Annotated in this window: 23 protein-coding genes; all 23 read right to left on the bottom strand. The window is 47.5% G+C overall.

Annotated elements, in window-relative coordinates; genetic code table 11:
• Positions 1–148 precede the first annotated feature (148 nt).
• Positions 149–2,164, bottom strand: coding sequence for an excinuclease ABC subunit UvrB (gene uvrB / locus AC07KQ_RS04715; protein WP_003578292.1), 2,016 nt, complete (start codon positions 2,162–2,164; stop codon positions 149–151).
• A gap of 205 nt (positions 2,165–2,369) precedes the next feature.
• Entirely contained in the window at positions 2,370–3,017 is a 648-nt protein-coding gene (locus tag AC07KQ_RS04710; protein WP_003564240.1) for a YfbR-like 5'-deoxynucleotidase, read from the bottom strand.
• A 157-nt stretch (positions 3,018–3,174) separates the two neighbouring features.
• Positions 3,175–5,541, bottom strand: coding sequence for an ABC transporter permease (locus AC07KQ_RS04705; RefSeq protein WP_013245569.1), 2,367 nt, complete (start codon positions 5,539–5,541; stop codon positions 3,175–3,177).
• A 5-nt stretch (positions 5,542–5,546) separates the two neighbouring features.
• Positions 5,547–6,212, bottom strand: a complete 666-nt coding sequence (locus AC07KQ_RS04700) for an ABC transporter ATP-binding protein (protein ID WP_013245568.1) — start codon at positions 6,210–6,212, stop codon at positions 5,547–5,549.
• A 99-nt stretch (positions 6,213–6,311) separates the two neighbouring features.
• Positions 6,312–7,322, bottom strand: a complete 1,011-nt coding sequence (locus AC07KQ_RS04695) for a sensor histidine kinase (protein WP_003574294.1) — start codon at positions 7,320–7,322, stop codon at positions 6,312–6,314.
• Positions 7,315–7,962, bottom strand: coding sequence for a response regulator transcription factor (locus AC07KQ_RS04690; RefSeq protein ID WP_013245567.1), 648 nt, complete (start codon positions 7,960–7,962; stop codon positions 7,315–7,317). Before AC07KQ_RS04690 ends, AC07KQ_RS04695 begins: the two co-directional genes overlap by 8 nt.
• Positions 7,963–8,199: 237 nt before the next feature.
• The gene (locus AC07KQ_RS04685) at positions 8,200–9,927 is read right to left on the bottom strand and encodes a phospho-sugar mutase (RefSeq protein WP_013245566.1); all 1,728 of its coding nucleotides are present in this window, start codon (positions 9,925–9,927) and stop codon (positions 8,200–8,202) included.
• Between the two features lie 231 nt (positions 9,928–10,158).
• On the bottom strand, positions 10,159–11,106 hold the full coding sequence (trxB, locus tag AC07KQ_RS04680) for a thioredoxin-disulfide reductase (RefSeq protein ID WP_003564228.1): 948 nt from the start codon (positions 11,104–11,106) through the stop codon (positions 10,159–10,161).
• Positions 11,107–11,171: 65 nt separating this feature from the next.
• Entirely contained in the window at positions 11,172–12,227 is a 1,056-nt protein-coding gene (locus AC07KQ_RS04675; protein WP_003583985.1) for an NAD(P)H-dependent glycerol-3-phosphate dehydrogenase, read from the bottom strand.
• Between the two features lie 10 nt (positions 12,228–12,237).
• On the bottom strand, positions 12,238–13,065 hold the full coding sequence (gene lgt, locus AC07KQ_RS04670) for a prolipoprotein diacylglyceryl transferase (RefSeq protein ID WP_003578277.1): 828 nt from the start codon (positions 13,063–13,065) through the stop codon (positions 12,238–12,240).
• Position 13,066: 1 nt separating this feature from the next.
• Positions 13,067–14,026, bottom strand: coding sequence for an HPr(Ser) kinase/phosphatase (hprK, locus tag AC07KQ_RS04665; RefSeq protein ID WP_003564222.1), 960 nt, complete (start codon positions 14,024–14,026; stop codon positions 13,067–13,069).
• A gap of 191 nt (positions 14,027–14,217) precedes the next feature.
• Positions 14,218–14,553 (bottom strand): phage holin family protein, encoded by a 336-nt coding sequence (locus AC07KQ_RS04660; protein WP_003564220.1) that lies wholly within the window; start codon positions 14,551–14,553, stop codon positions 14,218–14,220.
• Positions 14,553–14,822, bottom strand: a complete 270-nt coding sequence (locus AC07KQ_RS04655; RefSeq protein WP_013245565.1) for a hypothetical protein — start codon at positions 14,820–14,822, stop codon at positions 14,553–14,555. Before AC07KQ_RS04655 ends, AC07KQ_RS04660 begins: the two co-directional genes overlap by 1 nt.
• Positions 14,823–14,833: 11 nt before the next feature.
• A complete protein-coding gene (gene liaX, locus AC07KQ_RS04650) occupies positions 14,834–16,315 on the bottom strand; it encodes a daptomycin-sensing surface protein LiaX (protein ID WP_003564216.1) in 1,482 nt (493 codons plus the stop codon).
• A 418-nt stretch (positions 16,316–16,733) separates the two neighbouring features.
• The gene (phoU, locus tag AC07KQ_RS04645) at positions 16,734–17,411 is read right to left on the bottom strand and encodes a phosphate signaling complex protein PhoU (RefSeq protein WP_003569545.1); all 678 of its coding nucleotides are present in this window, start codon (positions 17,409–17,411) and stop codon (positions 16,734–16,736) included.
• A gap of 10 nt (positions 17,412–17,421) precedes the next feature.
• Positions 17,422–18,186 carry a phosphate ABC transporter ATP-binding protein PstB gene (gene pstB / locus AC07KQ_RS04640; protein ID WP_013245564.1) on the bottom strand — a complete coding sequence of 255 codons (765 nt, stop codon included), beginning with the start codon at positions 18,184–18,186 and terminating at the stop codon, positions 17,422–17,424.
• Positions 18,187–18,195: 9 nt separating this feature from the next.
• Complete coding sequence (gene pstB / locus AC07KQ_RS04635; RefSeq protein ID WP_003564210.1) at positions 18,196–19,014, bottom strand: phosphate ABC transporter ATP-binding protein PstB; 819 nt, start codon at positions 19,012–19,014, stop codon at positions 18,196–18,198.
• Positions 19,015–19,093: 79 nt separating this feature from the next.
• On the bottom strand, positions 19,094–19,978 hold the full coding sequence (gene pstA / locus AC07KQ_RS04630; RefSeq protein ID WP_003564208.1) for a phosphate ABC transporter permease PstA: 885 nt from the start codon (positions 19,976–19,978) through the stop codon (positions 19,094–19,096).
• Positions 19,975–20,898 (bottom strand): phosphate ABC transporter permease subunit PstC, encoded by a 924-nt coding sequence (gene pstC, locus AC07KQ_RS04625; protein ID WP_003564205.1) that lies wholly within the window; start codon positions 20,896–20,898, stop codon positions 19,975–19,977. Before pstC ends, pstA begins: the two co-directional genes overlap by 4 nt.
• Positions 20,899–21,038: 140 nt before the next feature.
• Positions 21,039–21,899, bottom strand: coding sequence for a phosphate ABC transporter substrate-binding protein PstS family protein (locus AC07KQ_RS04620; protein WP_003569539.1), 861 nt, complete (start codon positions 21,897–21,899; stop codon positions 21,039–21,041).
• Between the two features lie 102 nt (positions 21,900–22,001).
• Entirely contained in the window at positions 22,002–23,669 is a 1,668-nt protein-coding gene (gene pnpS, locus AC07KQ_RS04615; RefSeq protein WP_003564201.1) for a two-component system histidine kinase PnpS, read from the bottom strand.
• Positions 23,662–24,369, bottom strand: coding sequence for a response regulator transcription factor (locus AC07KQ_RS04610; RefSeq protein WP_003564199.1), 708 nt, complete (start codon positions 24,367–24,369; stop codon positions 23,662–23,664). Before AC07KQ_RS04610 ends, pnpS begins: the two co-directional genes overlap by 8 nt.
• The gene (locus AC07KQ_RS04605) at positions 24,366–25,469 is read right to left on the bottom strand and encodes a PDZ domain-containing protein (RefSeq protein ID WP_013245563.1); all 1,104 of its coding nucleotides are present in this window, start codon (positions 25,467–25,469) and stop codon (positions 24,366–24,368) included. Before AC07KQ_RS04605 ends, AC07KQ_RS04610 begins: the two co-directional genes overlap by 4 nt.
• Between the last annotated feature and the right edge of the window lie 13 nt (positions 25,470–25,482).

Genomic DNA, 25,482 nt, shown 5'->3' with positions numbered 1-25,482 from the left:
CATAAGGACCTTGAACGCAATGGCTAAAGACCGGCCATCACGTTCAAGGCCACTTATGCTCCGGTTTCTAACCGGGCTGGTTCGCGCTCACCGGATCTGTTCAAAGCAATCATGGCTGACTTGGTACCATCGTGCAAGTGCGATCTGATTAAGACATATCAGCCTGCAATTCAAGAATTGTGTCGCGTAATGACGCTGCCTGCTCGAAATCAAGCTTCTTAGCCGCCGCCTGCATTTGTGAGCGCAGGTTTGCTACTAACTCCTTCTTATCAGCCTTGCTCATATCCTCATAATCAACTTCAGCAAAAGTCTTCTTGGCCTCGGCTTTATCATCATCTGATTGTTCATAGCTGGAAATAGCTGCCCGAATCGGTTTGATAATGGTCTTTGGCGTGATGTGATGTTCTTCGTTGAACTTCTCCTGAATCGTCCGTCGACGTTGGGTTTCATCAATGGCAGCCTTCATGGAATCTGTCACCTTATCAGCATACATGATGACTTTGCCATGCTCGTTACGTGAAGCCCGCCCAATGGTTTGAATCAAGGAACGTTCGGCACGCAAAAAGCCTTCCTTGTCAGCATCCAAGATTGCAATCAACGAAACTTCAGGGACATCGATCCCTTCACGCAAAAGGTTAATCCCAATCAGCACATCAAACTTGCCAAGTCGCAGATCACGAATAATCTGCGTCCGTTCAAGTGTCTTGATGTCACTATGCAAGTAGCGAACCTTGATGCCCATGTCTTTCAGGTAGTCAGTCAGATCTTCAGCCATTTTCTTGGTCAAGGTGGTGATGAAAACACGTTCGTGAGCATCAACCCGTTTGTTAATTTCACCAACAAGATCATCAATTTGACCCATGACCGGTCGAACCTCGATCTTCGGATCCAACAACCCGGTTGGCCGAATGATCTGCTCAGCAATATCGTCTTTAGGAACCCGATCCAGTTCATAAGGACCAGGAGTAGCACTCACATATAAAATACGATGGACATGTTGTTCAAATTCATTGATTTTCAATGGCCGGTTGTCCAAAGCACTTGGTAAACGGAAGCCGTAGTTGACCAGCATTTGCTTCCGCGCTCGGTCGCCATTGTACATCCCGCGAATTTGCGGCATGGTGACATGACTTTCATCCACCATAATGTTGAAGTCTTTCGGGAAAAAGTCCAGCAGTGTATACGGTGGTTCACCAGGCTTACGGCCATCCATATGGCGTGAATAGTTTTCAATGCCGCTGGTGAAACCCATTTCCCGCATCATTTCGATATCATAGTTCGTCCGCTGCTCTAACCGTTGCGCCTCCAACAGTTTGTTTTCACTGCGCAGGACTTTCAATTGTGCCTCTAACTCAGCAGCAATGCTCTTAATCGCTCGCTGCATCTGTTCATCGCTGGTCATGAAATGCGTTGCCGGAAAAATTGCCACATGATCACGTGTCCCGATGACTTCGCCGGTCAATGCGTCGACTTCGGTAATCCGATCAATTTCGTCACCGAAAAACTCGACTCGAATCGCATGGTCATCACGACTGGCCGGGAAAATTTCAACGACATCGCCGCGAACTCGAAAGCGACCACGTTGAAAATCAATGTCGTTTCGATCAAATTGAATATCTACAAGTTGGCGTAACAGTGTATTACGATCAATCGTCATGCCAGTTCGCAATGACAACACATGATTCTTGTATTCATGCGGATCACCTAAACCAAAGATTGACGACACTGAGGCCACCACGATGACATCATTTCGTTCCAACAACGCACTGGTGGCGCTGTGCCGCAGTTTATCAATTTCGTCGTTAATCGCACTATCTTTTTCAATATACGTGTCGGTACTCGGGACATAGGCTTCAGGTTGATAATAATCATAGTAGGAAACAAAATACTCAACCGCGTTATGCGGGAAGAATTCCTTGAATTCACCATAAAGCTGCCCGGCCAATGTTTTGTTGTGAGACAAAATCAAGGTCGGCTTGTTCAGGTTGGCGATGATGTTGCTCATCGTAAAGGTCTTCCCAGTCCCAGTTGCACCCAACAAGATCTGTTCTTTCTTACCCTCTTCAAAGCCCTTTGTCAACTTGGCAATGGCCTGTGGCTGATCACCAGCTGGTTGGTAAGGTGAAACCAGATCAAATTTACGATCGGCTATTCGTTCGATCATCGACATGCCTCCTATAAAACAATCACATGGGCATCATTCATTCCGAATACAAGGTGAACACGTGTCAATCCGTGCAGGAAAAAGGCCCCAGTGAACGCATTTTTACATTATCCAAACAAAATTTCGTCATCAAAAAAGTTGGAATCGACATGATGCGCATTCCAACTTTTGTCTTGCTTATTATAACATAGCGAACATACTTTCGCTACTTGTTTGGTTCATGTTCTGCCATGGTTTCTTTAGTCAGTTTAGCAAGCTGATCGCGGCTGGCAAATTTTTCATCAAGCATGTCCGGCAACACTTCCTCCAAGAAGTAGCGCACGCTAGGACGATTCCGAAACTGCAGGATCGTGCTTAAGCTTTCGGAGTAGATATCCAGAAAAACCTGTTCAGGATTGCCTTTCTCGATTTCGCCAAAACCTTCGTATAGCAGATCAATTTTATCAGCAACACTCAAGATCTGCCCTTCAAGCGTTTCATCCTTGCCTTCAGAAAGACGACGACGATAGCGATCCTGAAAGTCACGGGGAATTTCATTTTTGATAAAGTTCTCCGTCATGGTCGCTTCAACATCAGCCAGCATGTGGCGCAGTGTCGGGGTAGCATATTTAACCGGCGTTTTGATGTCGCCGATAAAACGTTCAGTATAATCGTGATTCAGAGATTTCTCATAGAGCATCTGCCAATTAACCTTGTTACCAGCTAACTCCTCGACATCGCCTAGCATTTGCGCGATTTCGGCAACTTTGAAACTATGTGCCGCCACTGAATGTTCCTGATACTTAAAGAATCCCGGTGCCCGACGCAGTGTCTCTAAGTTGCTTAGTCCTTGGATAAATTGGTGCATGCCCATGATTAAATGACCTCCTGATATTCGTGGCGTGATAGTGATGGCAGTAAATTAAATTGTTAAAAGACTACCACCTTGTGAAGCCCATTGCAAGAGCAGAGCGTGAACAGGCGCGGTTAGAAACCGGAGCATAAGTGCCATCAATCATTTCATTTTTGTCTTAACCCACACGAATCAATTGATCAATATCCTGATGTCGCATAATCTGAAAACTAATCCCTGCAAAAATACCCCAGATAGCCAGTAATGCAAGTCCGGCCATCCCCATCTCTAACCAAGGAACCTGAAAAGCCATCGTAATACCGGTGTTGACAGCTTGATGCAGAATCCAGCCAAGCAGTGTCCCCAGCAAAGACCCAATCACCATACTTGTCCCAAACAGAAACCCATTCTCAAGTGCCAACATCCGAACAATTTGACCAGGTGTCGTACCGACACTTTGCAGCATGGCGAGACTTCGCCGCCGTTGCAACAGATTAGCAAAAATATGATTCACAATGTTCGCCAGACTCACAAGGGTCAGCAGGGTTAAAAAGCCATAGACCATGACTTGAATAGCAAGCTGAAAGCTGCTGCCACGCGCATCATTTTCAATTTGATCAAAAAGTGCTGCATGTGGCACTTCATGCCGTAAAGCACTGGCCACCGTCTCATGAAAATTTGGTTTAATTAGTAAGACTTGAATGGCATACGTAATGTCATCATTTTTAATTTGGAGTGCTTGGCTGATTTGACGGAACCGGCTAGCAGAAAGCACCAAACCACTTTGGTCACTGACAAGCCAATCGGTCATTTCCGCAGCAGTCTTGGTGACGACCTTCATCGGCTGCGTTAAAGTCTTTTGGTTACTTTGCTCGTTAGCAAGCTCCAAGGTCCCTGCAAAATCTTTTGGCGTGTCCCATTGCTGCTGGCGCTTGCCTGTTTTTGAGTTTGTCACTAACCGACTGCCTGTGATAATCGTCGGCTGATCTTTAAAAACAGTGCCGAACGTTTGGTCACTCACCACGATCACATTCAGCCGATCATGAAATGCTTGTGGAGCGTTTTTCAAACCGACTTGAGTTGTGCCAGTCACCGTTCCGCGTTTCACCCCTGGCAGTCGCCTCGGATTAAAAGAGAAATCCGCTGATGCCAGCGATTGTGTCTTGGTGATCGTCACATCTGCCTGGCGACTAATCGTTTCATCGCTAAAAGTTAACATGCCGCGAAAGAAACTGGTAAAGCCGATAAAGATCATGAGTGACAAGGCCAGCGTTGTCATCATCGTGACTTTTGACCAGCCCAAACGCCGATAATGTTTATAAGCCAATTTAGCAATCGGCGTCGGCAAAAATCGTCCCAGCATCCCTTGCCGTAACATACGCTGACTCACCTTCCGACTTGCTGACTGCGCGCGAACTGCGGCAATCGGACTCACTTGTGCGGCGCGTTTGGCTGGTCGTCGTGCTGCTAGTAACGTGACAAGCAACATGAAAAATCCGCTGACTAAAATCGGCCACCAACTGATCGTGAGTAGGAGCTGAAAGGTGTTACCACTCGCCTTAAAAATTCGATTCAATTCATGAAAAGCGAGTGACAACCCACCTATTCCTGCAAGCAAACCCAGTAAAATCGCTGGCAATACCAAAGTCAGTGCTTGCAGATACACCGATTGCCGGATTTGTCTCGGCGTTGCACCAATTGAACGCAATAAGCCATAACGCTGCGTTTGTGCTTGTACACTCAGATTGATGCTGGTATAAATCAACGCCAATGACACCAAACCAATCACACTTAGCACCACGATGACAAGTAATACGAACATGGCACGGACCTTGACATCTCGCGACTCACCGGCCCGTTCCAAAGCTAATTCATTCACTCTCTGCTGGTCGGATCCGACATGATACTGCGCTGTGAGTTTCTTCAACTTCACGTAAAAATTGCCATAGTTGCCAAAAGCCGCTGCAACAGCATAGTTCTTCGTGCCGTCAAAATGGCCGGTGGTGACAGCGCCATCACTTGCCATGAGGCCAGCATAGCCACGGTAACTACCGACGATTTTAAGAACGACGCGCTGACCATTGCGCTGTGCCGCCACGGTTTTGCCCACTGCATAAACATCAGAAATCAAATCTTGGGCTAACATGACTTCTTGCTCATTTTGGGGTAGCCGCCCTTCCAAAAGAATGGGTTGGATTAATCGCTGCAGCGCCGGTTTCGGCAACATTAACAAAGGCGAATCTGGTTGGTTAGGTACCTGATCAGCAAAGCTGATTTGTCCTTGTTGCTGATAGCGGACACTTTCGGAAATATCGGCTTTTTTCTGAATAGCCAGTGCGGTTTCTTGGTTAACCTTCGATAAAACAAACTGTAGGCCGCCGGTATTTTGAATATTATCTTGATACATTGAATGCCGAGCCGAATTAATGCCAATCAAGGTGGCCACAGTTAAGGTCGCAGCAACTGCCATCGCCAGAATGGTTGTGAACGTGCGCGCCTTCTCCTTAATCAGTTGACGCCAAACTAAATTGGTCATCGTCCCCATGACGCTCACCGCCCTTCGCGTAGCACACCGTCATTGATGGTTACAACGCGATCTGCTTGCTTAGCAATATCGGGATCATGCGTAATCACAATTAAAGTCTGACCTTGCTTGATATTCGCCTGTCGCAATAAGGTCATGATGTCTTGTGAATTACGGCGGTCCAAGTTGCCCGTTGGTTCATCGGCTAAAATAATGGCCGGATGATTCATCAGTGCCCGGCCAATCGCCACGCGCTGCTGTTGGCCGCCTGACAGTTGATTTGGCAAAGCATCTTGCTTTTCCGTCAGGCCCAAAGTAGCCAGTAATTCTGTCAACTCAGATGTCGCGACGGTTCGACCGTCCAAGTCAGCGGGCAGCGTCATGTTCTCGACCACTGTCAAATCGGGAATCAGATTATAGAATTGATAAATCAACCCGACTTGTCGCCGCCGAAAAATCGCCAATTGTGTCTGATCCAAAGCATAAATATCTGTATCGTATAGCTGTACCCGACCACTGGTTGGTTGATCAATACCGCCCAGCAGATGTAGCAAGGTTGACTTACCCGAACCACTCGGCCCAACCACCGCTACAAATTCGCCTTTTTCAATGCTCAAATCGGCATGATCTAAGGCCGGTCGACTTTCCCCTGCATATTGCTTCGTCAGTTGTCGTGCCGTCAAAATGGCCACTAGTACCCCTCCTCGCGCCTGACACATCAATTTGTGTTGGCTTTCTTATGATACTCTCAGCCTATCAATGGTAAGTGACAAGTAAGTGACAAAACACGCTCAACGAAAAAATTCAAACGTGAATTGCACGCCTTCCGCCGTATTTTCAGCAGATAAGCGGCCATCGTTTTCACGCGTAATGCCAGCAGCGATCGCTAACCCAATGCCCACGTTATTGGCAGTGGCATATTGACCTCGGAAAAAACGCTCAAATAAATGAGGCATATCTGCTTCAGCAATTGGTGAGCCTGTATTGATAATCTTCAGGCGGACGCGAATAGGATCAGCAATCCCAATAATCTGAATTTGACCGCCAAAAGCAGTATGTTCAACCGCATTTTTCAAGACATTGACCAACGCTTCTTTGACCAATGCCGGGTTCACATGAAGCATTAGGTCTGGTGATACCTGCCAATCAATCGTCAACTGCTTATCAGCAACCATTCGCAGCAGTGGCTTCAATGCCTCTTTTCCCAGCGCCGCTACGCTCACATCTTGTCTAGTTTGGCTCAGCGTATGTGTATCCACCTTAGCTAATAAAATGAGCTGCTCAACTAACTCTGCTTGACGTGTGTGCTGCGCTAAAAGCTCCTGACGGGTGACCTCCCAATTAGCCGCGGTCATCATTTCAAGCAAATTATTATTCGCCGCTAAAGGTGTTCGCAACTGATGCGCAATATCGGTAATAGCAACACTCAGCTGATCGCGATCACGCTTCACCGCCGTGCGTTCAGCCTGCATTTGGCGGGCATATTGATAAAGTCGATTGTTGAGATCGGAAAACAGTCCTTCATCATTCCGATCAATCGCATAGTTGCTTGCACCTGCCTTTGTCAGATCTAGTTGTCGCAGCGCCAAATCAAAGCGTCGACTAAACCTGACTGCCCAACGCCACACGATCCAACTGCTGATCAACGTGCCACCGACACCCATGGCAGCCAACCAAATACGAGTTTCTGGGACAAACACCATCACCATCAGTAAAACAGTCCACAGGATAGCCAGTAGCCACACTGTTAGTTTCAACACACTTTTTGTTTCCGGCATAGCCCAATAATCATGCTTAACCATCAATAAAATACCCCATTCCCCGCACAGTCCGAATTAAGGTCGGATGTGCCGGATCATCCTCAAGCTTTTCTCGCAGGCGTTTGATGGTCACGGTTAAAGTATTATCCGCCACAAACTGCTCACGCGTGTCCCACAAGGCTGCTAGCAACTGATCTCTTGCCAAAATTTGATTGGAGTTGGCAAAAAAATAGGCCAGCAAACGATACTCGGCCGCCGTTAGCACAACCGCTGTCTCATTTTTCGTCGCTTGACCAGTGGCTAAATTCAGGCTAACCGCCCCAAATTGTTGCACTGTCATCGGCAGCTGTTTAGCAATGCGAGCCTTTAAAACACGTAAACTAACCGGTTTTACCACGTAATCATCAGCAAGTCGGAGTCCTTTTAGCATCGTTAGCTCCTCGTCATTAGCCGTCAAAACAATCACCTTAGCAGTCAAATGCTTCCGCCATTGCGCTAACCAAGTCAAGCCGTCACCATCGGGCATGCTCAGATCTAAAATGATGACATCGGGCGAAATCTGCGCGACTCGTTCATTGGCTTGCGCTAACGAGGTCGCTAGCACGGCCTGACCGTCTTTGGCCAAATAGGCGCGCAGTGTCTCGCCTAATGCCGGTTCATCTTCAACGATTAAATAGTTCATCATCATGCCACCCCCGTATCATTACCTTGATTAAAGTATACCGGAGAAACATGGCTGTGGGCATGACAACGTTTTTTAAAGGACCTTGAACAATCGCTTTTAGAAACCGAAAAAGTCCGGATAGTCCCTACAGAAAACGGCGAACGCCTTGTCCCAAATTTGGGACAATACGTTCGCCGCTATCTTGCTTCACCTGCTTAATCGTCAGGATTCACACATTGATTCGTTTAAAACAAGCTAAGCTTCTTCACGAAAATCATTGAGCGCCTTTTCGAAGGCATCCAATTTTTCTTGGGCCTTAGCTTCTGTGTCTGCTTTGGTACCGACATAGAACTTAACTTTCGGTTCGGTGCCGGATGGCCGGATAGCAATCCAAGTACCGTCTGCCAAAATATACTTCAGAACGTTGCTTGATGGCATGGTCAGTTTTTCAACAGTGCCATCAGCGGATTTAGCTTCCTGACTCAGGAAGTCTTCAACCTTCGTAATCTTGACACCCGCAAAATCAGCAGGCTGTTCTTCGCGGAACTTGGTCATCAAGTTAGCCATTTGCTTCTGACCGTCAACCCCTTCAAAATCGACGCCAACAGTCTTTTCAGCATAGTAACCATACTTCTTGTACAGTTCCTGAACGCCGTCCCAAAGCGTTTTGCCTTGTGACTGATAGTAGGCGGCAACTTCAGCCAGCAGCACTGTTGACTGAATCGCATCCTTGTCGCGCACGAATGGCTTGATCAGATAGCCGTAACTTTCCTCAAAGCCAAACAGAAATTCGTGCTCGCCAGTAGCTTGAAAATGCTTGATCTGATCACCGATAAACTTGAAACCAGTCAGCACATTGATCATGTCCACGCCATAATCCTTCGCAATGGCGGTTGCCAATTCCGTCGACACGATTGACTTCACAACCGCGCCATTCTTCGGCAGTGTGCCAGCTTGCTTGCGCGCTTCCAGAATATAATGCAATAAGACCGAAGCGATTTGGTTACCAGTCAACAACTGATAATGGTCGCCGACTTTAACTGCTGTGCCCAGCCGATCAGCATCGGGATCAGTCGCGATTAAGACATCAGCGCCGATTTTTTTGCCTAATGCAATTGGCAAATCAAAGACTTGAGCGAACTCTGGGTTCGGGAATGGGGTAGTTGCAAATTCTGGATCAGCAATACTTTGCTCAGGTACCAACCGGAAGTTTTCGAAACCAGCATTACGCAAAACCATTTGCGCTGGAATCCGTCCAGTCCCGTGCAGTGGGCTATAAACCAACGACATGTTCTTGCCGACTTTGTTAATCAAATCATGGTTGATGGTGACCGTGTCCACTTCAGCATAGTAAGCTTCATCAACATCTTCACCAATCGGTTGCATCAACTTTTTGGCGCGTAGCACATGGACGTTCAGAGACTTGATAGCAAAAAGATCCGCTGCTGAACGAGCATATTTGGTGATTTTGTCGGATTCTTCCGGTGGCATCTGCCCGCCATCTGGACCGTAAATCTTATACCCGTTGTACTGCTTAGGGTTATGACTTGCAGTGATCATAATGCCTGCATAGGTCTTTAAATGACGCACCGCAAAACTTAATTCCGGTGTTGGCCGCAACTGATCAAAAACATAACTCTTAATACCATGAGCACCCAAGACCCCGGCACTTTCATAAGCAAACTCTTGACTCATGTAACGGGAGTCGTAACTAATCGCAACCCCCCGGGCCTTAGTTTCATCCGACAGTGTGTCCATAAACCGGGCCAAACCTTCAGTGGCTTGCCGAACCGTGTAAATATTCATCCGACCAATCCCGGCACCAAGAACACCACGCATGCCTGCCGTGCCAAACGCCATAGGAGCAGCAAATGCCTCTTCCTTAGTCGTCTCATCATCAGCCATATTCTTAAGATCAGCTTTCAGCTCCGGATCAAGGGTCGGTTCGTCGACCCATTGTTGATACGTATCACGATAACTCACGTGATCAGCTCCCATCTGTCTATAATTAATAATTTCGGGCAATACCCTTCCCGTCCCAATCATACTATAAGTGGACGAGTGCTGGGTTGAAAACGCGCTCAAATAAGAAAATTCTTTTATTACCGATGATGCGTGCTAGCTAAAACAAGTTTCCAAGACTGCTTGTTTCTAAGCGTTTCTGCTCACAGACACAAAAAAACCAGCGACTCGCATCGCTGGTCTCGAACAAAATTACGCCTTAATCTCAATATTCGTATCATTCAAACTCTGGATATAGTTGAACACGCCTTGTCCAGCCGTGCCACCTTCACCAACAGCTGTGGTAATCTGCCGCAGGTCCTTGGCGCGAACATCGCCGATCGCGAAAACGCCTGGAACCTTTGTCCGCATATGCTCGTCGGTTGGAATCCAACCATGCTCATCCAGAACACCTAAATCTTGGAAGGCTTCAGTCATCGGCATAATGCCAACATAAATGAAAACCCCAGCGACTGGCAAAACATGTTCCTCGCCAGTTTCCTTATCACGGTACTTCACGCCGGTGACTTTCATATCGTCACCTTGGATTTCCTGAACCTGAGCATTCCAAACGAAATGCATCTTATCATTGGCAAATGCTCGCTTCTGGATAATCTGCTGAGCACGCAATTGATCACGGCGATGAATAACTGTGACCTTCTTGGCCATTTGTGTCAGGTAAAGGCCTTCTTCAATCGCGGAATCGCCACCGCCAATAACGGCCAACTCGCGATCCTTAAAGAAGGCGCCATCGCAGACAGCACAGTATGAAACGCCACGGCCGCTGTAGGCTTCTTCGCCCGGTACGCCCAACTTCTTATGCTCTGCGCCTGTCGCAATGACAATCGCTTTAGCCTCGTACTCATCCTCGTCAGTTTTCACTAGCTTGACGGCACCGCGATTTTGAACGCTAACGACATTGCCATAGGCATACTCAGCACCAAATTGGGTGGCACCATCATACATTTTCTGACCAAGATCTGGCCCGAGGATTGACTTGAAACCCGGATAGTTTTCAACTTCAGCGGTGTTGTTCATCTGCCCGCCATAGACGCCGCGATCCAGCATCAGCACAGATAAATTGGCACGCGATGCATAAAGTGCAGCCGTCATACCACCTGGGCCGGCACCGATCACGATTACATCATATTTTTTTGCCATGGGCAGTCTCTCCTTTTGTCATATTGCTTACAATTAGTAAGCTATACTGTTTAATATACATGGTTTTATGGTTTTTGTAAACTTGCATTGTCAAAATCGAATTCCGGCTTACCAGAACGCTTCATCAAGTCAGTAATGACAGTACGAATCGGCGCGTTTTCGTAGAGCACTTGATAAATCGCGTCTGTGATTGGCATGTCAACGTCAAGTTCACGGGCCATTTGATGGGCAACTTTGGTCGTTGAGACACCTTCAACCACCATCCCCATGTTTTTCAACACATCCGGCAACTTTTCACCTTGTCCAAGTGCGTTGCCGGCTCGCCAGTTACGACTGTGGACCGAGGTACAGGTCACAATCAGATCACCGACACCGGATAAGCCGATGAAAGTCAACGGTTCGGCACCTAGCTTCACGCCGACCCGACTGATTTCAGCTAAACCGCGAGTCATCAAGGCCGCTTTGGTATTGTCGCCATAGCCGAGACCGTGCAAGGCACCAGCGCCAATGGCAATCACGTTTTTCAGAGCGGCACCAATTTCAACGCCAATGACGTCGGTGTTGGTATACAACCGAAAATAATCATTCATGAACAGCTTCTGCACTTTTTCTGCCAACTTCAAATCATCGGAAGCGGCGGTTAACGTTGTAATATCGTGGGTGGCGACATCTTCGGCGTGACTCGGGCCGGAAATCACAACAATACCTTGAATTAATTCCTTCGGCAAGACTTCTGCGAGCACTTGCGAGATGCGCAACTCACTGCCACGTTCAAGTCCTTTAGCAGCATGAACAATAATCGGTTGTTCACCGCGCCCTTTATGAGCTTGCAGAATTGGTTTAACTTGCTCGGCCACGCTGCGAATCGCATTGGTTGGAACAACAAACAAAATGACCGCCGCTTGATCCAAGGCTTGGCCAAGGTCAGCAGTCACATGCAAAGCCGGCTGTAATGTAAACTCAGCACCAAGATAGTGTTCATTTTGATGGGTCCGCTTCATCAAGGCTACCTGATCCGGATTGTGACTCCACAAATCAACTTCATGACCATTTTCAGTTAATAAATTGGCTAGCACGGTGCCCCAAGAACCAGCCCCTAACACTGCTATTTTCGTTGGCACAAAATCACTCCTATTCCACCGCTTTAAGCGGATTGCCGTCTAAATACCATGCCACATTTCCTTGCCGCCGCCGATACCAAACTAAGCCAGCCGCTGCAACAAATAAGATGATCGACAACAATTGTGAAACACGCAGTCCGGGCATGACATACAATGAGTCGGTCCGCATACCTTCAACAAAGAAACGGCCAAAGCTGTACCACATCACATAACTCAACACAACTTCGCCTTGCTTAAACCAGTGCTCATGGTGACGCACCGTCATGAGCAAAGCAAAGCCGACTAGATTCCACATGCTTTCATACAGAAAAGTCGGTTGACGATATGCCCCACCGATGTTCATCTGCTGAATGATAAATTCTGGCAAATGCAAGCCGCGTAAATAGGCTAACGTGGTCACAGCACCATGGGCTTCTTGATTCATGAAGTTGCCCCAGCGACCAATTGCCTGCGCCAACATCACAGTTGGTGCAGCAATATCGAGGACAAGCCAAACTGGCAACCATTGGACCCGACAATAAATGGCAAAAACGATGACACTGGCAATTAATGCACCGTAAATCGCAATCCCGCCATGCCAAATAGCAATGATCTCGCCGGGATGAGCGGCATAGTAAGGCCATTCAAACGCCACATAGTAAAGCCGTGCGCCGATCAAGGCAAACGGCAACGCCCACAAGATAAGATTCAAAATGTGGTCTTCCTTAATCCCGCGTTTGGGTGCTTCGCGCATCGCTAGATAAACCGCAATTAGAACGGCACTGGCAATAATGATACCGTACCAATGAACTTCCAGACCGCCTAATTGAAAAGCGATCGGATTAAGTGCTAATAACAAGTTATTTGTCCCCCGAACTGTTCTGGTCGGTTTCTTCATTATGCTCGATCAGATGATTAAGATTTTTTTCAAATGTCTTGGTGGCGTCATAGCCCATTGACTTGGCGCGGAAGTTCATGGCCGCGACTTCAATGATGATGGCCAAGTTACGCCCGACCTTAACTGGCACTGTGATTTTTGGCACTGGCACATCAAAAATTAATTGTGTCTGTTCCCCAGAACCAAGCCGGTCAAAGGTTTTGTCTGGTGTCCAATTCTCGAGATGGACGATTAATGAAATAGTAGTATCTTCACGAACAGCGCCAGCACCGAAAAGATTCATGACATCGATAATGCCCAAGCCACGAATTTCCAGCAGATGCGAAAGAATCGGCGGTGCAGCCCCGACAATGGTTTGTTCATCCTGTTGATAAACATCAACCCGATCATCGGCAATCAAGCGATGCCCACGCTGAACCAATTCCAACGCTGTTTCGGATTTGCCGACACCAGAATCGCCGGTAATCAGCACGCCGAGCCCATAAATATCGACTAGCACCCCATGCATACTGCGCCTCTCCGCCAGCTGACTATCCAAATACTCGGTAATCAGACTCGACAAACGCGTCGTCGGCAAACGCGATCCCAAAACAGGAATATGAGCCGCTGTCGCTGCGGTGATCATTTCTGCCGGCGCCTCCAACCCCCTCGATACCAAAAATGCTGGGGTATCTTCAGTTGCCATGCGCTTTAAAATCAATAAACGTTCTTCGGATGACATGTTTCGCGCAAATGAAATTTCCGTTCGACCGAACAATTGAATCCGTTCATGTGGATAGTAATTAAAATAGCCAGTCAGTTCCAAGCCGGGACGCGAAATATCACTCAAAACGACTTGCCGCTGATCAAGATATTCCTCGCCGCTGTATACCTCGAGCTTGGTTGCCTTAACCAACTGCCGCACTGTCACGCTGTCTGCCATGAAGTCCACCTTTCTTTCGCCATATTTGCTCTATTTTACCATAAGTCGATTCCCCTTATGGTCAGCAGGTTGAAACATTCGCAAAAGGTCATTCACATTGTGCGCTTCGTTGGAAGGTAACGATAAGCCTTTAGTTCATTCAAGTCACGCAAAAATGGCCTGCAGATCGCAAGCCATTTTCAATCGTCACTTTAATTTTTGCCAACAAACATCATATTCAACACGGAAATAATGACCGCCAGCAACATCGTAGCGCCGAAACCGCTGAACACAATGCCTGGTACGAACCAAGTCATCATGCTTAGCATCAAACCATTCAGCACGATCAGGAACAAACCTAGTGTCAGAATCGTGATTGGTATCGACAGAATCACTAGAATTGGTCGCAACAGACCATTCAAGACGCCGAGCACCAATGCACCGACTACCGCAACGCCAAATCCTGCCACATAAAGCTGAGCCGGAAACAGTTGCGCGTAAATCAGGAAAACTGCCGTCGTTATGATGGTGCGTTTGACGAAGTTCATTAGAAATCGCTCCAGTCATCGTCATGCGACTCGGTCACATGCGTTGCATTTTTTCGGGGCCGAGATGAGTCGCGATCACGATAAGGGTGACGCGGACGCCAACGATCATAACGGTCAGACCGATCGTGCCGCGAGAAGAGCCACACAGCTAAGATGATGAGTAAGGCCGGTACAATGAGAAGTTTCAGCAGGAATATCCCAATGGCAAAAACCGCCACGATGATCAAGCCAATGATAAAGAACATTAATGGAATTAATAGAAAAGGCATAAGCAATCCCCTCAGTCATTTGAATCTTTTAATTGAATGTTACCACTGGTTGTATTGAGTTTCATTTCACTACTGCCAGTCCCGGGACGCGTCAGTTCCAGACGCTTAATCCCTTTTGCTGGTTCGGCAACCTCACTCAAGCGGCTCTTGATGCTGCCAAAATGCGTCCGAACCTCGCCGTTAAGCGCAATGGAGGACGGCACGGCGACTTTAACATTGCCGTTCATCGAAGTGCCTTCAAGCGTCGTGAAGTCCGTGTGATAGGTAGCTCGCACAGTCCCGTTAACTGTCTTTAAGGCGGCCGTTGCCGGATCGGCATCAACACTGACATCGCCATTCACTGTTGTGAGCAACAAGTCATGGGTATGACCACCTTGAACCTTGATTGAGCCGTTGACACCTTCACTCTCGATCATGACACCATCAACATGAGTGAAGTTCATCTGACCATTTGTACTCTTAACATAGAAATCTTTACCGGTAATGCCAGTTAAGTCTGCACTGCCATTTAATAACCGGACAGCAACATGATCATAACTGCGCTTTGGCAATGAGATGACCAAATCAGCTTGAACCCGCTTGTTTGGTACTTGGAAGCTAAAATGATCGTCCGTGACATCAATGCGGCTCCGGTCTTTGAACGCATCCAGCGGCGATGCGGCATCCATTTTGCCGTACAACTTGATCGCAGCAGCAACTTGAATGCCTGGCTGATCCCAAGTCTTGAACTTCACGTCACCATTAGCAACTTTCACATCAAGAATCGTTGCCTGACTATCTGGAAAATCGAAAACATGGTCAAATTTTTCAGTTGCTAAACCGGGTACTGTAATGGTGACATTCTTCCAGTCAACGTTATCCAAAACATTGTTGACAGTATCCTTCACGAACCCACCCAGTTGCGTGGTTGCATCACCTAAGTTTTTGCCAAACTCAGAAAAAGCATCGCGAGCATCTTTTTGCCAATCGTCATTTAAAATCTTGTCGCCAAGCTTCTTACGCTCTAAATCATGCTTTTGGTGACGTAAGCCGGCAAGGTTCGCTTTCAGAGACTCAATTTGGCCTTTTAGTTCGGCCAACTGATCAGTCAATTTCTGATTCTCCTGTTTCAAATCCCCGCGCTTTTGGTATTTTTCCGGGGAAAGGGCTTCGAGATCTTCCATCGTGTCCAGCACGATGATCTGTTCGTTGTTCGCATCGATTTGTTTACCAATAGTTGTAACCTGTGCGGTAGCAGCATCTAAGGCACCTGCTGCTTCAGCAATCTCAGTGTTGAGTTCTGTCAGCGCTTCATTGCGATCCGTGTCACTGGTTGCATGCTCATCATCCGTATTCGGCGTTTCCGAAGTTTCTTCGGGAGCTGTGTTATCGGCCGGGCTAGCGGCCTGCTGGGAACCTTGACGTTTCGCCAGGTTTTCCAAAAGTACCAGCGCCTCTTCGCTTGAAATAACGCCTTTTTTAACTAGGTCTAAAATTCTTTCGCGTTCATTCATGGGTTATCCCTCCAGGATTTGATTACATGATTAGTATGCACGGATTCGCGCCGGGGCGCATAGGTCCAAAGGTTGATTTTTGAACGGGTCGGAAGACGGACGCTTGAAAGTAATGCATCTACTCATCTGGTTATTGACATGAGACACATCATCAGCGCGTTCATCAAAAAAAATCTATCCACAGTCGCCAGCCAGATGGGGCTGGCAACGCTGAGCTGATGATGTTTGCACGGCTGAACCCCATCTAGCCTATGATTGCTCCGCCTTGGCACCGGGATCTTTAGATATTAGTAAGTCATCCATGAGAGATCAAAAGAGGGATGATTTTCACAAAAGTAAAAATCATCCCTCTTTCAAAATAACAATCAATGTCAATCTTTTTCAGTCACCCTTGCAAGCCAGCAAGAGCGTCATTTTCTCAGAACTTATCCTCAATAGCATTTGAGTTCAATTCGGTAATCTTCCCTGTTTTGAGATAAACAATCCATTCACAGATATTGGTGACATAATCGCCAATTCGTTCAAGATAGGAAGAAACCAGCATGTAATCCATGGATCCGATCACCGTTTCTGGATTATCCTGCATCTGCCGAATACATTCCTTGTAGATTCGTGATGAAAAGTCATTGATCCCATGGTCTTCAAGCGCAATCTTGCGGGCGCGAGCAGAATCTTCCTTCACATACGCATCCAGAACCTGTTCTACCATCTCTTTAACCGCTTCAGCCATGCCAGCGATATCTTCCTCGATTTGAGGAACCCGGGTCTCACCCTTGACCCGAATGGTAGATTTAGCAATTGATACCGCATGATCACCCATCCGTTCCAAATCAGAGCTGGCCTTCATGACCGTCACAATCACCCGCAAATCAGTCGTAACCGGCTGCTGCAGTGCAATCAATTCGAAGCTGCGTTTTTCCAAATCTACTTCACGTTCATTGATATGCTTATCTTCATGAATCACTTCGCGGGCCAGGGCCTTGTCGTGATTGATGAATGCTTTCACGGACTTATAGATGGCCTCGTTGACCATCATCCCCATTTCCGAAAAGCGCACATGAAGATCGTTCAATTCATCAACAAAAAGTCGTCGCATACTACCCCTCCTATCCGAAGCGTCCAGTAATGTAATCTTCGGTTTCCTTTTCCTTTGGATTTAAAAACATTTGTTTTGTGTCAGCAAATTCAATCAGATTACCCGTCAAGAAGAAAGCCGTTTTATCTGAAATCCGCGAGGCCTGGTGCATACTGTGAGTTACCAGAATAATCGTATACTGATCACGCAATTCCAGCAGCATATTTTCGATCTGCGTGCTCGAAATCGGATCAAGCGCGCTTGTTGGTTCGTCTAACAAAATCACATCCGGTTTAACGGCCAACACCCGAGCGATGCAGACCCGCTGCTGCTGACCACCTGACAATGATAAGGCACTTTCATGCAAGTGATCCTTAACCTCGTCCCAAATTGCTGCTTGCTTCAAACTGGTTTCAACGGCTTCATCTAAAACGGCTTTATCCTTAACGCCTGCCAGCCGCAAACCATAGATGACATTTTCATAAATCGAAAAAGGAAATGGATTAGGTTGTTGAAAAACCATGCCGACTTGTTTTCGCAATTGAACGACATCTTCATTGGGCGAATAAATGTTATTGCCCCGCAAACTGACATTGCCAGTGATGGTGACACCCGGAATGAGATCATTCATCCGATTCAGGGTTCGCAAATACGTTGACTTACCACAGCCAGATGGCCCAATTAACGCCGTAATTTCATTCTGATTGAAGTCTAGGTCGATGCCTTTTAAAGCCTCATATTTGCCATAAAAAAGATGAACATTTGAACTGGTAATAATTTTTTTTGCTTCAGCCATGTGTTCCTCCTAGCCGAAATGTCCGGAGACATAGTCGTTCGTCGCTTTGATCTTAGGCCGGGTAAAGATTTTGCGGGTTTCATCATATTCGATCGCCGTTCCGCTGTAGAAGAACGCCGTGTAGTCACTGATTCGGGCGGCCTGCTGCATGTTGTGTGTGACGATGATAATCGTATACTTATCCTTCAATGACATCAAGGTATCCTCAACCGCCGAAGTTGAGATCGGATCCAGCGCACTGGCTGGTTCATCTAACAGCAAAATATCAGGCTTCATCGCAATCGCGCGGGCAATACACAAACGCTGCGCCTGCCCCCCTGAAAGTGACATGCCACTTTGATTCAAGTCATCTTTGACTTGGTCCCAAAGCGCCGCCTGCTTCAAACTGGTTTCAACTATCTCGTCGAGTTTTTGCTTGTCTTTTAATCCAAATCGACGTAAGGCAAAGGCAATGTTGTCGTAAATAGATTTGGCAAATGGATTAGGCCGCTGAAAGACCATACCAATATGCTTACGCATTTCGTAGACATCCACCGCGTCACTATTGATATCAAGGTTGCGATACATGATCTTGCCGGTGACACGTGCACCTTCAATATTATCATTCATGCGATTCAACGAGCGCAAGTAAGTCGACTTCCCTGAACCGCTGGCGCCGATTAATGCCGTAATCTTATACCGCTCAAACGGTAAAGAGACCTTATGAATGGCTTCATTCTCACCATAAAAAACGCGTAGATTCTCTGTTTCGATCGCAATTTCCTGCTTGTCGCGATCGAATGGACGAATATAAGTGTCATCTAATGAATATTTTTCAAGTTCTTGCATCGTGAGCCTCCAAGCGTTTTGTCGCCAACTTTATGACCACCATCACCAACTTCACTGCAATGGCATGTGCGTATTCACATTAGGATGCGGTCATTTTTTTGAACAGGCGATTGCCAAAGTAGCGCGCACCGAGATTAAACAGCAGAACGGCCAGAACCAAGACCGCACTTGCACCGGCCGAGACGGCAACGGCATCTGGCTGAATGCCTTCCGAGTTGATCTTCCAAATATGCACGGCTAATGTTTCGGCCGGACGGAAAGGATTAAGCGGACTTGCGATGTTAGCAGGATTCCAGTCGGTAAAATCCAACGCTGGCGCACTTTGTCCAGCGGTATAAATCAGGGCCGCAGCTTCACCGAAGACACGCCCTGCGCCGAGAATCATCCCAGTAATGATACCTGGCAATGCTTCAGGAATGACAACATGCAGGACAGTTTCCCAACGTGACAAGCCAAGCGCCAGACCGGCTTCGCGCTGCTCATACTCAACTCCACGCAACGAATCTTCCACGTTACGCGTTAACAACGGCAGGTTGAAAACCGTCAGCGCCAACGCACCGGATAAAATTGAAAAGCCAAACTTGAACTGCAACACGAAAATCAAGAAGCCGAATAAACCAACCACCACGGAAGGTAGCGAGCTTAAGATTTCGATGGACGTCCGAATGACATCGGTCAGCCAGTTTTTCTTAGCATATTCGCTCAAGTAAATCCCTGCACCCAATGAAATTGGCGTGGAAATCAACATTGCGAGCAGCAGGAGATAAAAGGAGTTAAACAACTGGATACCGATCCCGCCGCCAGCCTCAAAGCTTTGAGCCGGACTTGTCAGAAAATGCCAGGAGATGTGAGGTAAGCCTTGAAATAGAATGTATCCAAGAAGGCTCGCCAAGATGATAATGATGATACCTGAGACGATATACAAAACCGTCGTTGCGATTTTATCAGCAACTTTTGGATTCATTTGTTCAACTCCCCTTTCTTCCCGATCCAGCGAATCAGCAGATTAAAGGCTAGCGACATGAGGAGCAGCAACAATGCCAGAGACCACAAAGCATTGTTATCTAGCGACCCCATAACTGTGTTGCCAATACCGCTCGTCAAGACAGAGGTCAGTGTCGAAGCTGGAGAAACCAAATTTTTCGGTAAAAGCGCTGCGTTCCCAATCACCATCTGAACCGCCAGTGCTTCACCAAAGGCACGTGCCATCCCAAACACAATCCCAGTCAGAATTCCCGGAATCGCAGCACGTAGAACCACGCGATACGTGGTTTGCCAGCGTGTTGCCCCTAATGCTAATGACGCTTCACGATAATGTCGTGGAACAGCTTTTAACGCGTCCACGGTCATGGATGTCACAGTGGGTAAAATCATGACGAACAAAACAAAAGTACCAGCTAAAATCCCGAACCCAGTACCACCAAAAATGTGGCGAATAAAAGGCACGATGACGGAGAGGCCGATGAACCCATAAACAACTGATGGAATCCCAACCAGTAATTCAATCACCGGTTGCAAAATCTTCTGTCCCCATTTACGGGAAATCTCAGTCATAAAAATGCCTGCGCCAACCGCAAACGGCGTCGCAATAATTGCTGACAGGAACGTCACACCAAACGAACCGACGATCATTGGCAAGGCGCCAACTTCGGGATTGCCGTGCGCATCTTTGATTGACGGATTCCAAACACTCTTGCTTAGAAACGACCAAAGATTAATCTTGTTTTGAAAGAAGGTAGCTAGTCCTTTCGATGCCACAAAGAAGAAAATTGCCACCACCACAATCACAATTAAACTGATACAAAGCAAACTGATCAGTTTACCACGCTGCTCTAACTTAGCTGAACGCGATTTTTTGAGCATTGCTTCCCGAATTGGATCCATCTTGACCTCCTAAACGCGCTTTCTAACTAAAACCTTCCCGGCGAAGACCACAACATCGGTTTCTATCCGGATTAGATCACGCTTCTGTCCGACACCTGACACAGCCAACGGATCTGACCGTGCCTTGATAACATCACAGGTTACTGCTTGCTCACTTTGCCATTCGCGTCCCGAACCACTTTCATTTGTGTCATCGGGACGTAACCCATTTTCAAAACAAGCTTCTTCTGAATAGCTGGTGACATCACATAAGCCAAAAATTTCTTAGTGAGTCCTTTTGGCTGCCCTTTCGTATACATATGTTCGTACGACCAAATGCGCCATTGATTGGTCGTGACATTTGCATCCGTGGGTGCGACGCCATCAACTGAGAGCCCCTGAACTGTTTTATCAATGTACGAAAACGCCACATAAGAAATGGCACCAGGCGTACTGCCGACAATTTGTCGAACCATCCCGGTAGAATCCTGCTCCTGAGCGGCCATTGGCTGTTTGCCTTGCATCACCCATTTTTCAAAAGTCGCGCGTGTGCCTGAGCCTTGCGCTCGATTGACTAGAACAATCGGCACATTTTTGCCGCCCAACTGCTGCCAGTTGGTAATTTCGCCAAGAAAGATTTTTTGTAGCTGTGCCATCGAGACGTTTTTAACGCCAACCTTCGGATTCACAATCGGGGCAATCCCGACAACTGCTACCTTATGATCAACCAATGCTTTGGCCTTGATACCAGCTTTTTCTTCAGCAAAAAGATCCGAATTACCAATGTCCACAGCACCTTGTTGGATCTGGCTTAAACCTGTGCCACTCCCGCCGCCTTGGACGTTGATAAAGACCCCCAAATGTTCCGTCTGATATTGTTCACCCGCCGCTTCAACCAAGGGCTGTAAGGCACTTGATCCAACTGCGGTGATCGATTCTCCCGACTGTTGACTGCTGCTGTTGCAAGCACTGATTAACAGTGGCAAGAACAGCAGGCTCAACAGGGTCACAATTTTTTTCACACGAAATCCTCCATTTCAAGCTCCAATTATTTTATCAGTTACATGTAAATGTTCATGTCATTGAATGTAAAGATTGTGTAAAGGCATGATGGCTGCAGTTTTTCATCCTCTGTGCGGGCCCTCACCCACAGGCAAAGTGACCGTAAACGTTGACCCAACCCCTACTTGGCTGTGAACCGCAACATGACCATCCATACTCTTAACCAGTTCGGCCACAATCGCTAAACCGAGACCGGTACCGCCATTATGACGACTGCGAGCCTTATCTACTCGGTAAAAGCGTTCGAAGATCCGGGCCTGTTCCGTCTCAGAAATCCCGATCCCAGTGTCGGCAACTGCCAGTGACAGCTGATGATCGACAACCTGAGCGCTGATTGTGACATGACCAGCCAAGCGATTGTAGAAGACTGCGTTGTTCAATAAGTTGCGCACGATTTGGGTCAATTTGCGCTCGTCAGTCACGACCAATAGATCCGGGGTAATTGCCACTTCAACGCGAATTTGCTTGTCTTGAATCACTTTGGCCAAATTATGCAATGCATCATCGACCAATTTTTTCAAAGCAACCGATGCAGCCACATTTTGGTTGGAATCCGGTCGACTCAACGTCAAAATGTCATTAATTAATTGTGTTAATCGCTTGCTCTCGTCATAAATAATCCCTAAGAACCTGTCCAAGGTCGCCGGATCATTCTTCGCACCGCCAAGTAAAGTCTCTGCAAATCCAGAAATAGCTGTGACTGGGGTCTTCAATTCATGGCTGACATTCCCGACAAAGTCCAGTTGCATTTTTTCAACCTGTCGCAAGTAAGTGACATCATATAAAATCACCAGCACCTGCAACCGACTGATGCCTTGATTCAAAGGAATAACCGAAGCATCAACGGATTTTTGCGTGGTCAAAATTGTCAGTTCCTGATGATGCGTTTTTTCATGGCGAAAAGTGTGTTCGATCATGCGCGCCAAGGCATAAGTTTTAACATCATCAAGATAGCTGTGTCGGGGCTGCGGGATTTGATGACCTAGCAGCTGCGACATGGCGTGATTATGCAAGATGACATCTTTATCGGTGTCAATCAGCATGACTCCCAATGGCAAGTTATCAATCAACCGATCAAAACTTGATTGACGCACCGCCACTTTTTCACGGAGATGGGCTTGTTCAGCGGCCAATGCATTGATGCGGCGAGCAACTGGTACAAAAGGTGAATCGGGCGGTAAAATCACCGGATCTGGGTCTTTCTTTCGACGGATGCGATCTAGATTATGGCTCATGACTTCAATCGCTTCTTGATAACGATGTTCAGATCGAAAAAGCCAAATGAGAATGGCAGCGAGCAATGCCGCAAAGGCAAGCGTTAGGAGCCAGAATTGCTCTGGTGCAGTTGTCCAGACACTTGACTTAAAGCGGCTGACTGCCACCCACTGCCCTTTATTTTGGAATAAATACGCTTGCTCTGTTCGACCATTCACGTTGACGGTTGTTACAAACGCTGCATCCCGATTACCACGCAAGGCATCAGCCATCACTTTTTGACGCGTGGTCCGCGGATTATTGGGAATGACCGTGATGAAGGCTGCCTCTGACTCTGCCAATGCTTGCCGATTGACCCCATCATGACTCGAGGCCGCATACGTCCGGCCGACCCGCCGAAGATCACGCGCTTGTTGATGGACAATTTGTTGATTCACCGTTGTCACAAGCACAAAAAAGCCTGCCAATGATAGCAGACTAATGATGAGTGCACGCCGAATGATTCGTTTATTCATGGGGTGCCTCCATTTGGTATCCGAAACCGCGAACTGTCTTTAAATAGTCCGGATGTTTCGGATCCGTTTCAATTTTATCGCGTAAATGGCTGACCTGAATATCCACCATTCGCGTCTCTGCGGGATAGTCGAATCCCCAAACCCCGTTCAATAAAGCATCTCGAGACAAGGTCTTGCCAACACGTTGAGCAAAGTAAACCAGTAGCTCAAATTCTTTTGGCGTCAACTGCAGCCGTTTGCCACCCTTGCTGGCCTTATAATTTTCTGGATCAATCGCGATCTGGCCAACTGTGATCTGATCACTGTTGCCCGGTTTTTGACTGGTTTGTGGCTGACTCTGACTCCGTCGTTCAATCGCCTTGATCCGAGCAATGATCTCCCGCGGCGAAAACGGCTTAGTCACATAGTCATCTGCTCCGAGTTCTAGGCCAACAATTTTATCGGTTTCATTGTCTTTGGCAGTCAAGATCATAATCGGCGTCTGAATTTTATCTTCACGAATTTTGCGGGTAACATCCAAGCCGCTCAGACTCGGCAGCATTAAATCGAGGATGATAAAGTCAAATGGCTCGTTGCGTACTTTATCCAAAGCCTCCTGACCATCTGTCGCTGTTTCGACCTGATAGTGTTCAGCTTCCAAATTATATTGCAGCAACGTCAAAATCGCAGGTTCGTCATCAACAATCAAGATCTTCTTCATGCTGTCTCCTCCGGAAATAAAATCATACCAAGTTCGTGTGGGGCACCGGCAAAAATGGCCGTCTCAGCTAATCGCAGCTCACCATCTGCCTGTCGAAGCCGCAAGCGGCAATAGGTTGGTTCTTTTTGAATGGCATCGTAAAGCTCACGAGAATTGTTCACGGAATGGTGATTGCAGGCCAATACACGATCACCGGGTTGTAAGCCCATCTCTGCAGCCGGTGTATGCGGCACGACACCAATCAACACCACACCTTGATCGGCTAAAGTCACCGTCAGATGCACCTGCCGTCCCTGCCAAATGAAGCCGCCAACCAATACTAAACTCACCACTGCTGGAAAGACAAGACTAACCAGCAAAGGCAAGGTCATGGTGCGGGCAACAATGCCATAAATGATAAGCACGCCACCTGCGCCGCCATACCACGGCCAACTTCGCCGCCAAGCCGTCTGAGCGCGATCTCGCGGAGTCATGAAGGTCGCACCTAAAAGCAACGGCAAGCCCACAAAAGTCAAAGACTGCACTGTAACCGCCAGCAGTGGGAGGTTGCTGACGTTTTCAACAGCAACAGGTAAGATTAACGGCACCCAGAACAGTTGCCGCAACTCAAACGCCGCACTTTGCCGCTGGCGGCGGTCTTGTTGAATCACAGGCGACTCGATCTCATCGCCGCGGTTGAATCTCGCAAGTCCAGCTTGTGTTAGCCATAATAGGCCGACCAAAATAGCTAAATTAGCTGCATGCTGTTCAGCTAGCAAACCAGACTGACCAACTGCCGCCAGACTGGCAAGACCTAGCCACCAAGGGCTAAATCGCCATTTAGAAAATAGCAATGCTACTAACGTCAAGCCGCTTAATGCAAGCAAAGCAGCTAAACTGATCTGCAGTCGTCCAATAACCATCACCAGCGAGACTAGCGCACCTACGACAAGTCCGATCCAGAAGAACCGACCAATTTCTGGATGTTTGGGATGAATTGCGCGCAGATACCGGCGGCGCTCGCGATCAGTGCGATTGACAGCAAACCAAATCGTTAAACCTAGCGCTAGCCAAAACACCAAACCAACCGGATTGATAAGTAAGGCAACTACAACTGCCATCGGTAACCCTCCA

It is taken from the genome of Lacticaseibacillus sp. YLM2-1 (genome assembly GCF_056583465.1).
Note: the sequence above shows the minus strand (reverse complement) of the source record. Positions and strands in the feature narration are given on the sequence as shown.